The 10237-nt window shown below is 70.1% G+C and carries 11 protein-coding genes; 10 read left to right on the forward strand and 1 reads right to left on the reverse strand.

What is annotated here, in order from left to right; all coding sequences use genetic code 11:
* Positions 1-108: 108 nt before the first annotated feature.
* The 10 genes from QN357_RS05250 (at position 109) to QN357_RS05295 (ending at position 8983) form a co-directional block, all read left to right on the forward strand.
* Positions 109-1017 carry a flagellar motor switch protein FliM gene (locus tag QN357_RS05250; RefSeq protein ID WP_241985086.1) on the forward strand — a complete coding sequence of 303 codons (909 nt, stop codon included), beginning with the start codon at positions 109-111 and terminating at the stop codon, positions 1015-1017.
* A complete protein-coding gene (gene fliN / locus QN357_RS05255) occupies positions 1014-1712 on the forward strand; it encodes a flagellar motor switch protein FliN (protein WP_134448964.1) in 699 nt (232 codons plus the stop codon). Before QN357_RS05250 ends, fliN begins: the two co-directional genes overlap by 4 nt.
* Positions 1713-2288 carry a flagellar biosynthetic protein FliO gene (gene fliO / locus QN357_RS05260; RefSeq protein WP_323504624.1) on the forward strand — a complete coding sequence of 192 codons (576 nt, stop codon included), beginning with the start codon at positions 1713-1715 and terminating at the stop codon, positions 2286-2288. It abuts the gene before it with no gap.
* A 98-nt stretch (positions 2289-2386) separates the two neighbouring features.
* Positions 2387-3187 (forward strand): flagellar type III secretion system pore protein FliP, encoded by an 801-nt coding sequence (gene fliP, locus QN357_RS05265; protein WP_134449006.1) that lies wholly within the window; start codon positions 2387-2389, stop codon positions 3185-3187.
* Positions 3187-3462, forward strand: coding sequence for a flagellar biosynthesis protein FliQ (gene fliQ, locus QN357_RS05270; RefSeq protein ID WP_134448966.1), 276 nt, complete (start codon positions 3187-3189; stop codon positions 3460-3462). The genes fliP and fliQ overlap by 1 nt, the downstream gene beginning before the upstream one ends.
* Positions 3462-4220 carry a flagellar biosynthetic protein FliR gene (locus QN357_RS05275; RefSeq protein ID WP_322135970.1) on the forward strand — a complete coding sequence of 253 codons (759 nt, stop codon included), beginning with the start codon at positions 3462-3464 and terminating at the stop codon, positions 4218-4220. The genes fliQ and QN357_RS05275 overlap by 1 nt, the downstream gene beginning before the upstream one ends.
* Entirely contained in the window at positions 4221-5432 is a 1212-nt protein-coding gene (locus QN357_RS05280; protein WP_322140779.1) for an EscU/YscU/HrcU family type III secretion system export apparatus switch protein, read from the forward strand.
* The gene (locus tag QN357_RS05285) at positions 5429-7480 is read left to right on the forward strand and encodes a flagellar biosynthesis protein FlhA (protein ID WP_134448969.1); all 2052 of its coding nucleotides are present in this window, start codon (positions 5429-5431) and stop codon (positions 7478-7480) included. Before QN357_RS05280 ends, QN357_RS05285 begins: the two co-directional genes overlap by 4 nt.
* Positions 7455-8618 (forward strand): hypothetical protein, encoded by a 1164-nt coding sequence (locus QN357_RS05290; RefSeq protein ID WP_322135966.1) that lies wholly within the window; start codon positions 7455-7457, stop codon positions 8616-8618. Before QN357_RS05285 ends, QN357_RS05290 begins: the two co-directional genes overlap by 26 nt.
* Positions 8618-8983: a carbon storage regulator gene (locus QN357_RS05295; RefSeq protein WP_322140780.1), complete on the forward strand. Its 366-nt coding sequence runs from the start codon at positions 8618-8620 to the stop codon at positions 8981-8983. The genes QN357_RS05290 and QN357_RS05295 overlap by 1 nt, the downstream gene beginning before the upstream one ends.
* A gap of 103 nt (positions 8984-9086) precedes the next feature.
* On the opposite strand, the gene QN357_RS05300 is transcribed toward QN357_RS05295, so the two are convergent.
* A complete protein-coding gene (locus QN357_RS05300) occupies positions 9087-10169 on the reverse strand; it encodes a glycosidase (RefSeq protein ID WP_322137319.1) in 1083 nt (360 codons plus the stop codon).
* Between the last annotated feature and the right edge of the window lie 68 nt (positions 10170-10237).

The following is a 10237-nucleotide window of genomic DNA, read 5'->3' on the forward strand; positions in this document are numbered from 1 at the left end:
ACACCGTCAGGCATCCCGCGGTCGCCCCGCGGGCAGCCCGCCCGGGATTTCGAACGAATTCCCTGCGGACTGCTTACCGGTCGGATTCACCGGCCGATAGTTGCAGTCGTGACGGTCCAGGAACACAAGAGCATTGGCGTGCCCGCAGCGCCCGAGCGCACGGTCGAGGTGTACGACTTCCGACGTCCGACGACCCTCGCGCGCGAGCACTCGCGTGTCCTCGAGCTCGCCTTCGAGACCTTCGCGCGCCAGTGGGGCACCCAGCTGACCGCGAAGGTTCGCGTGATGTCCCAGGTCACCTGCGAGCACGTCCTGATGCGCAGCTACGACGAATACGCGAGCTCGCTGCCGTCGTCGACCGCGATGGTGCTCTGCCCGGTAGGCAGCCTCGCGGCCAAGGCCGTCATCCAGTTCCCGACCGCGGCGGCCCTGTCCTGGGTGAGCCACATGCTCGGTGGCAGCGAGGTCCCTCCACTTCCCGAGCGCACCTTCACCCAGATCGAACTCGCCCTCGTGCGTCGCCTGATGGAGGACGCCCTCGAGGACCTGCGCTACTCCCTCGGGACGCTCCTCGTCCTGCCGATCTCGTTCGGCGGCATCCAGTACAACTCGCAGTTCGCCCAGGCCGCGGCGACGAGCGATCTCGTCATCGTCGCGACGTTCTCGATGCGGGTCGGCGAGACGACTTCGACCGCCACCCTCGCGTTGCCCGCCGAGACCCTGCTTCCCCAACTCGGGGAGTCGATCCCGGTCATCACCGCCGAGGAACAACAGGAGAAGCTGAACGCCCAGCTCGCCTGGGTGCCCGTCGACCTGTCCCTGCAGCTCAGCCCGATCCGGGTGCTTCCGAGCGTCATCCTCGGCCTCGCCGTCGGTGACCTGCTGCCTGTCCCGCACTCCAGGCACCGCCCGCTCGACCTCGTCGTCGACGGGCACACCCTGGCCAGGGCCGCCGTCGGATCCAACGGCTCCCGCCTGGCCTGCATCGTCACCGACACCGAGGAACTGTCCCCATGAGCCCTGCCACGACCGCCATCCGCAATCTCGTCGAGGCCCTGCTCACGGTCCTGCCAACGCCCACCCGCCTGGAGGCGACCCCGTGCGCCGGCGAATCCCTCGCCGGCCGGCTCGGCGCCGGCGTCGTCGCCTCCTTCGTCGGCGTCACGAGCGCCGACCTCGCGATCGTCCTCACCGACCCGCACTCCCTCGACGCAGCAGCCGGCAATGGCGCCTTCTCGAGCCTCGACGTGCTCCGCCCCGCCCTCGACAGCGCCGCAACGGTCCTCGGCATCGGCGTACTCGGCGCCTCCCGCCTCGAAGACGTCACGTCCCTGTTCGCGGATGCCGACACGAGCGTCTTCGAGCTCGCGAGCGAGGGCGTCGTGAGCGCCTGGTTTGCGATCCGCCTCCGCGAGAACGGCGCCATCTCCGGGATCCCGCGCACCGGAAACCGGTCCGTCGTCGGAAAGCTCGGCCGGATCAACAGCGTCGAAATGGCCCTGACCGTCGAGATCGGCCGTACCCGGATGTCCGTGCGCGACGTGCTCGCCCTCGAACCCGGCGCCGTGATCGAGCTCGACCGCTCCGCGGGAGCCCCTGCAGACATCCTGCTGAATGGCCGCCTGATCGCCCACGGCGAGATCGTCGTCGTCGACCAGGACTACGCCGTGCGGATCACCCAGATCCTCGATGTCGCCGAGAGCCTGAGTTAGGTGGACACCCTCCTCGTCGCCCTCCGCGTCGCGCTGTCCCTCGCCGTCGTCGTCGGCCTCCTCTGGGTCCTGCAGCGCCGCATGCAGAAGGGCACCCGCCGTGGCCCCAAGGCCAGCCTCGTGTCGGTCGTGGGCCGGCAGGGCCTCGGCCAGAAGGCATCCGTCGTCGTCGTCGACGTGGAAGGCCGCAGGTTTGTGCTCGGAGTCACGGAACAGTCGGTCACCGTGCTGCACGACGCGCTGAGCCCGGCGGAGAGCTTCGCCACCACGCTGCACGCGGCGGACACGGACACGGACACGGACACGGACACGGACACGAGACGCTCCGCGGGGATCGCCGCGACGACCGCAACGGGCGCGTACAAGGCGGCCGCGAGCGTTGCGGCCGATGACGAGACGCTCCCTGCGCCGCTCACCTTCCGTCCCCGCCACGACCGGGGCACCCGCGCGGCGGAGTCAGCCCTGCGCGCCGAGTCCGGACCGGGCTCGAGCTCCCGGCCGAACCGCCTGGCCGGATCGATCCTCTCGCCGGCGACGTGGCAGCAGACTGCCGCGGCACTCCGGCAGGGACGGTGAACACCCGCGCCCTGCGCCCCGGCCTGCCCGGGCTCCGTGCCCCGCGCTCCGATGCACTCCGCCGCGCTGACCGGGTGCGCTTCACCAGGCTCCTCGTGATGGCGGCGCTCGTGCTCGTCATCGTCCTCGCCGTCGTGCTGCTCACCACGAGCGCAGGCCACGCCGCGACGATCGCCCCGGTCGCCCCCGTCGACCCGGTGGCGCCGAGTACCCCGACGCCCGCGGCAGGCACCGGCCTGAGCGTCGACATCAACGGCCCGGACGGTTCACCGTCCTCGGCGATCGTGACCCTGATCGGCATCACCCTGCTTTCGGTCGCCCCGGCGCTCCTGCTCATGATGACGAGCTTCACCAAGATCTTCGTGGTGCTCGCGATGACCAGGAACGCCCTCGCGCTCCCGTCGATCCCGCCGAACCAGGTGCTCGCGGGCCTCGCCCTGTTCCTGTCGCTGTTCATCATGGCGCCCGTGCTCACCGACATCAACAACCACGCCCTGCAGCCCTACCTGAACGGCACGCTCTCCTTCGACGACGCGGTCACGATCGGCTCTGCTCCACTGCGCACCTTCATGCTCGCGCACACCCGCGAGGAAGACCTCGCCCTGATGACCAGGGCCGCGGACCAGGCCAACCCGGTCAGCCGCGACGCGGTGTCCCTGCTCACCCTGATCCCGGCGTTCATGATCTCCGAGCTGCGCGCAGCCTTCATCATCGGCTTCGTCATCTTCATCCCGTTCCTCGTCATCGACATCGTCGTCTCCGCCGCCCTGATGTCGATGGGCATGATGATGCTGCCGCCGGTGATGATCTCGCTCCCGTTCAAGATCCTGCTGTTCGTGCTCGTCGACGGCTGGGGACTGATAATCACGACCCTCATCACCAGTTACCGGGGTGGCTGATGGACACCAACGCCATCCTCGACATCGGCATGCAGGCGATCATCGTCGCGGGCAAACTCTCCGCGCCGATCCTGATCACCGCCCTCGTCGTCGGTTTCGCCATCTCCCTGTTGCAGTCGATCACGCAGATCCAGGAGGTGACGCTCTCCTTCGTGCCCAAGGCGATCGCCGTCTGCCTCGCCCTGCTCATCTGCGGGCACTGGATGATCTCCGAGATCGTCTCCTTCACGACCGCGCTCTTCGACAAGATCCCGACACTCATCGGCGGCGGCTGATGAACATCACCCTCGACTTCACCTGGATCGAGGCCGTCATGCTCGCCGGGGTGCGCCTCATCGCCTTCCTCGTGATCGCCCCGCCGTTCTCCTACAACGCGTTCCCGCTCCGGATCAAGGGCATGCTCTCCCTCGGGCTCGCCCTCGCCGTTTCGCCCGTCGTCACCCCCGGCTACGTGTCCCCGGACACCGGCGGCTTCATCCTCGCGCTCCTGCTCGAAATCGTCGTCGGCGGCATGCTCGGCTTCCTCGTGCTGATCGTGTTCTCCGCCGTGCAGTCGGCCGGCAACCTGATCGACCAATTCGGCGGATTCCAGCTCGCCCAGGGCTTCGACCCGCAGGCGATGGTCAACGGCGCCATGTTCACCCGGCTCTACCAGATGACCGCCATCGCGCTCCTTTTCGCGTCCGGCGGCTACCAGCTCATCATCGGCGGCCTGACCCGGAGCTTCACGGCCATCCCGATCGGCGGGGGCATGGACTTCGCCGCCCCGGTCCAGGCCGCAACGAACGCCGTCGGCCAGCTGCTGCTCTCCGCCGTGCAGATCGCAGGACCGCTCATCGTCGTGCTCTTCCTCGCGGATGCCGGCCTCGGCCTGCTCACCCGGGTCGCGCCCGCGCTCAACGCCTTCGCCCTCGGCTTCCCGCTCAAGATCCTGATCACCCTCACCCTCGGCGCGAGCGCCTTCGTCGCGCTTCCGCGCATCGTGTCCGCCCTCACCGACACCGCCGTCACGACCATGCTCGGGGTGAAGTAGATGTCGGACTCCGGCGAAAAGACCGAGCAGGCCACCGATAAGCGGATGAAGGAGGTCCGCGCCAAGGGCCAGCTCTCCAAGTCGCAGGACCTCACCGCGTGGATCGGCATCGGCTCCGCCGCCGCCCTCGCCCCCGTCACGATCAGCCTCGGGTCCCAGGCCGGCGCCAGCCAGCTCGACGGACTGCACGCGATCGTCGCGAATCCGAGCCCCGAACTCGCCGAGCAGCTGATGGGCGACGCGTTCTCCTCGCTCGCCGGCACCCTGACCCCGATGCTCGCGACCGTGTTCGCCGTCGTGCTCATCGGTGCCGCAGCCCAGGGCGGCGTGCACCTCAAGAAACTCGAGGGCAAGTACGACCAGTTCAATCTCGTCACCGGGCTCGGCCGCACCTTCGGCGGCCAGGCTGTCTGGCAGGGTGTCAAGGCACTGTTGAAGACCGCGGCGGTCGGCGTCGTGCTGACCCTGGTGATCCAGGGGCTCGCCCCGATCCTGATGACCGCGGGCGGACTCCCGGTCGCCGCACTGATCGACGCGGCAGGGGGAGGCGCAGCATCGCTCGTGCAGGCGGCCGTCGTCTCCGGCCTCGTGCTCGCCGCCGCCGACGTCTTCGTGGTGATGCGCCGCAACCGGAAACGCACCCGGATGACCAAAAAAGAGGTCACCGACGAGAACAAGAGCTCGGAAGGCGATCCTCGGATCAAGTCGCAACGCCGCTCCCGGCAGCTCGCCATGAGCCGGAACCGGATGATCGCGTCCGTCTCGACCGCCGACGTCGTGCTCGTCAACCCGACCCACTTCGCCGTCGCCCTCCGCTACGAGCCGGGCAAGTCGGCACCGAGGGTCGTCGCGACGGGGGCAGGGGTCATCGCGCTCCGCATCCGCGAGCAGGCGGCGACCGACGGGGTGCCGATCGTGCGCGACATCCCGCTCGCCCGTGCCCTGCACAGCGCCTGCAAGCTCGGCGACGAGATCCCGGTCGAGCTCTACAACGCCGTCGCCCGGGTGCTCGCGTTCGTGCTCGCGCTCAAGACCCGCGGCTCGGCGCGCGGCTCCGGGTACACGACCGGCTACGGCGAGGACGCAGGCGTGCACACTCTCACCCCGGCCGCCCACGCTGCGACGCCCGTGTTCTCCCGGGCGTCCGCTCCCGGTTCATCCTCACGCTCCGCCTCCCACTCCGCCGCTCACTCCACCGGAGGTTCCCGATGAAGACCACCCTCGCCAGGCTCGCCGTCCCGATCGGCGTCGTCGGCATCATCCTGCTCCTCGTCGTCCCGGTCCCCGCCGTGCTCCTCGACATGCTCATCATCGTCAACATCCTGCTCGGCCTCGTGGTGCTGCTCACGACCATGTTCGTCAAGAAGCCGCTCGACTTCTCGGTCTTCCCGTCCCTCCTCCTCGTTGCGACGCTGTTCCGGCTCGGCCTCAACGTCGCATCCACCCGCCTGGTGCTCGGCGACGGCTACGCGGGCCAGGTGATCGCCTCGTTCGGACAGGTCGCCGTCGGCGGGTCGATCATCATCGGCGCCGTCATCTTCCTGATCCTCGTCGTGATCCAGTTCGTCGTCGTCACCAAGGGCGCCGAGCGGGTCGCAGAGGTCGGCGCCCGGTTCACCCTCGACGCCATGCCCGGCAAGCAGATGGCGATCGACGCCGACCTCAACGCCGGCCTGATCACCGACACCCAGGCCAGGGAACGCCGGGCGGAAGTCTCAGCGGAGGCCGACTTCTACGGCGCGATGGACGGCGCGTCGAAGTTCGTCAAGGGTGACGCGATCGCCGGGATCATCATCATCATCATCAACCTCGTCGGCGGCATCGGCATCGGGATGATCCAGCGCGGCATGTCGATCACCGACGCGATGAGCACGTACTCGCTCCTGACCATCGGCGACGGGCTCGTCACCCAGATCCCGGCCCTGCTGATGGCCGTGTCCACCGGCATGATCGTGACCAGGTCCAACGCCGAGTCCGACATCGGGGCGACCGCGTCCGCGCAGCTCACCCAGTCCCGCAACGCGCTCATGATCGCCGGCGGCGCGGCCCTGCTGATGGCGCTCATCCCCGGGATGCCGATCCTCCCGTTCGTCGTCGCCGGGGCGAGCCTGCTGCTCGTCTCCCAGCGGATCAAGGCGAGCGAAGCCCGCGAGCAGGCCAGGCAGGCGGCCGCCGTCGTGGCCGAACGGGCGCCGGTGCGCTCGGATACCCCTGAGGACCTGATCGAGTCGATGCGGGTGCACGCCCTCGAGATCCTGCTCGCCTCGGACCTCGTCGACCTCGTCTCGGGAGCCCAGGACGACCTTCTCGCCCGGGTGCGCGCCCTGCGCCGCAAGATCGCGATCGACCTCGGCGTCGTCGTTCCGCCGGTCCGCACCCGCGACAGCGTCGAACTGCCCTCTGCGACCTACGTCATCCGCATCGCCGGCGTCGAGGCCGGCCGCGGGCTCGCACCGTCCGGCAAAGTGCTCGCCCTCGGCGACAACCTCGAGGGCCTGCCGGGCACCGCGACCGTCGAGCCCGTCTTCGGCCTCGCCGGCAAGTGGGTGCCGAGCGAGATGCGCCACAGCGCGGAGATGGCCGGAGCGACCGTGATCGACCGGGTGTCCGTGCTCGTGACCCACCTCTCCTCGATCGTCACCGGGAACGCGGCGCGTCTCCTCACCCGGGAGGACGTGCGGGTGCTGACCGACGGCGTCAAGCAGGTCAACCCGGCCGCCGTCGACGACCTGATCCCCGGCATGCTGTCGCTCGCCGAGGTGCAGCGGGTGCTCCAGGGCCTCCTGATGGAGCAGATCCCGATCAACGACCTCTCCCGGATCTACGAGGCGCTCTCGCTCCGGGCGAAGGCATCGACAGACCCGGAGGGCCTGATCGAAGCCGCGAGGCAGGGCCTCGGGCCGGCTCTCGCCGCCCAGTACCTCGACGAGGGCCTGCTCCGCGTGATCATGATCGAGCCAGGCCTCGAGCAGTCCCTGCTCGAGGGCATGCGCGCCTCGGAGCAGGGCACCCAGATCATGCTCGAACCCGCGCGGATCGACGCGATCCTGGGCTCGCTCAAGGCCTCGCTCGCCACCGTGGAGGCGAGCGGGCTGACCGCCGTGCTCGTCTGCGCCCCTGCCCTCCGCCCGGCGATCCACCGGCTCGTCTCCGCGCAGACCGGCGGGCTCCCGGTGCTGTCCTACCTCGAGGTCACCTCCGCGAACGTCGCCATCGAGACCGTGGGGGTGGTCCGTGGAACCGAAACGATTTCAGCTTGACGGTCCGACGCTTCCGGAACTGAAGGCACGCATCCTCGCCGAACACGGTGCGGATGCCCGCATCGTCTCGGCCGAACGGGTCACGGTCGGCGGCATCCGCGGCTTCTTCGCCCGGCGCCACTACGAGGTCACGGTCGAGGTGCCCGAGCGGCGCCGCCGGGCCGCGCACGCCCAGCCGGTGCGGATGGTGCCGCTCGAGCGCGACGATCAGGGCGGCGGTGACGGTGACGGAATCGGTGACGCCCACCCCGGACGCGCCGCGCGGCTCGGGATCCTCGCCCTGCTCGAGGACGCCGACGGGGCCGACGATGCGGGAACCCTCGCGAGGCCGCGAACCTCGGTCCAGACCCCGCTGCTCTCGACCGGGTCCGCCGGCTTCGCCCAGCTGATGGACGAACTCACCTTCACGGTGGCCGAGCCCGTTCCTGAGCGGGTGTCCGGGGCGCTTCCCCTGCGCGAGCCGGAGCCGTCCGGTTCCGTGACCGGTGCCGTGACCGGTGCCGGCGCACCGCGTGACGCGGGGACACGCCAACGGCCGGCGACCCTGTCGGCCCTGGCCGGGCATCCGTTGCCAGGACGGGCGGGCACGGCGGCCGTGCCGCGACCCTTCACCCATCCCGGAGACCTCGTCGTGCTCGTCGGCGCGCCCGCGGAGACCCTGCGTGTCGCCGGGATGATGGCCGCCATGGACGGGGCCGCCGAGGTGCTCGTGGCCGGCTCCGTGGTGTCGGAGGGGGCCCGTCGCGTCGACGACCGGCGCTCTGCCCTCGCGGCGCGCGCCGGGGGAGTCGCCCGCGGGCGCACGTGTTTCCTCGCCTTCGGCATCGGCGAGACCCCGGGGGACCGCGAGTACCTCGGCGGTGACCTGCTCATGGTCGGCGCGGACCAGACCTGGGTTGTGGTGGATGCCGGCCGGAAGCCCTCTGACACGGCCGAGTGGGTCGGGCTGGTCGCGGCGATCATTCCGATCGACGCGGTCGCCGTGGTCGGGTCGACGACGACATCCTCCCCGGAAACCGTCGACGACCTCGGGATTCCGGTCGGCTGGGTCGACGGCGCCCCGGCAGCATCCGCGACGCTCGGACCGCCAGCAGCCCGCCTCCCTGACACGCCCGATGCCCGCGCTAGGCTGGCATGATGCTGGTTCTCACGCGCAAGCCGGGGGAGAAAATCCTCATCGGCGATGACATCGTCATCACCGTCCTCGATGTGCGCGGCGACAGCATCCGCATCGGTGTCGACGCCCCGCGCGGTCTCAAGATCCAGCGCGACGAGGTGCTCCGAGCGGTCATCGAGGCGAACCTGTCCGCGAGCCGGAGCGGGAGCCTCTCCGACGAGGACGCCGAGGCCGCGGAGGCACACCTCAAGGCGGCCCTCGGCCTGTTGCGCCCGCCGATCGCGGCACCTGCAGCCGGAAACCCTGCAGCCGGTAACCCCGCAGCCGGGGAGCCCGCGTCCGCCACGCACCCACCGGTCCCGCACCCGCCGATTCCGGCGGCGTAGGCGGCGCCATCCGCCCCGGAGTCACGGAAAAAGCACCTTCGTCGAGTCGACGAAGGTGCTCCTTCCGCAACTGGGCGGACGTGCCGAACGGGGGGTTCCGGAACTATCCGGCAGTCGGGTCCAGGGTGGTGCGGTCCAGGCGGGCGACGCCGATCTTCGAGTCGGCCATGCCGTAGAAGACGTAGGTCCGGCCCTCGATCTCCTCGATCGCGGTCGGGAAGACCACGTTCGGCACGATGCCGCTGAGCTCGTCGGGCGTCTCGGCCTTCAGGAGCGGTTCGGTCGTGCGCTGCAGGATGATCGTCGGGTCGTCCGCGTCGAGGATCATGGCCCCCGCCGCGTAGTTCACCTTCTGCTGCTGCGAGAACGCGCCGTCGATCACGCCCGTGACGCCGTGGTGCAGGAGCAGCCAGCCCTCCGGCACCCGCAGCGGGGCGGGTCCGCCGCCGATCTTGAGTTCTTCGAACGCGAACTCCGGCCCGGCGAGGAATCGGTGGCCGCTCCAGAACGCGAGCTTCGTCACGTCGGCGAGCACATCCGCGACCGGCACGTAGCTGATCCAGATGCTCTGCCTGGTGTCGGTGACCCCGGCGGGCACCCGGATGCCTTCACCCGGCTTGACCTCGCCGAGGTCCCACATCGGCCGGTGCAGCACCGCGAAGGACTCCACGCCGTTCGGACCAGTGACGGGCTCCGGGAAGAAGACGGTGTCCTTGTTGTGGAACAGGTTCAGGTCCATGTCCAGTGCTTCGTCGAAGGCGAAGAGCACCGGGCCGAGCCTGCGCCAGCTGCGGAGGTCGGCGGAGACCGCGAGGGCCGTGCGCGGGCCGAGCGGGCCGTATGCGACATAGGTCATCACGTGCAGGCCGAGCCGCGGGACGAAGGTGACGCGCGGGTCTTCGACGCCGGCGTTGTGGGCGCCGCGTTCCCAGCCCTGGTCGGGCTCGAGGACGACGCCCTCGCGCTCGACGCCCGTCGGCACGCCGTCGGTGATGATCACGCGGGCGAGTCCGACCCTGGAGACGTTCCCGGTCGCGACGAGGCGGGGAAGCAGGTACAGGGTGCCGTCTGGCGTGTGCCCGGAGCCGGGGTTGAGCACGCCCTCCGCCTCGAGGTCGTTGCCCGGTTCCGGCGTCATGACGACGCCCATCCGGGTGAGGCGGTAGGGGAATGCCGCGCCGGGCATCCGTTTCGGGGCGGAGGCGTGCGGCACGTTCGCCGGGGAGGGGGCGGACGAAGGGACGGGGGATGCTG

Origin of the sequence: Cryobacterium sp. RTC2.1 (genome assembly GCF_035018685.1) — a bacterium.
Classification (GTDB): domain Bacteria; phylum Actinomycetota; class Actinomycetes; order Actinomycetales; family Microbacteriaceae; genus Cryobacterium; species Cryobacterium glucosi.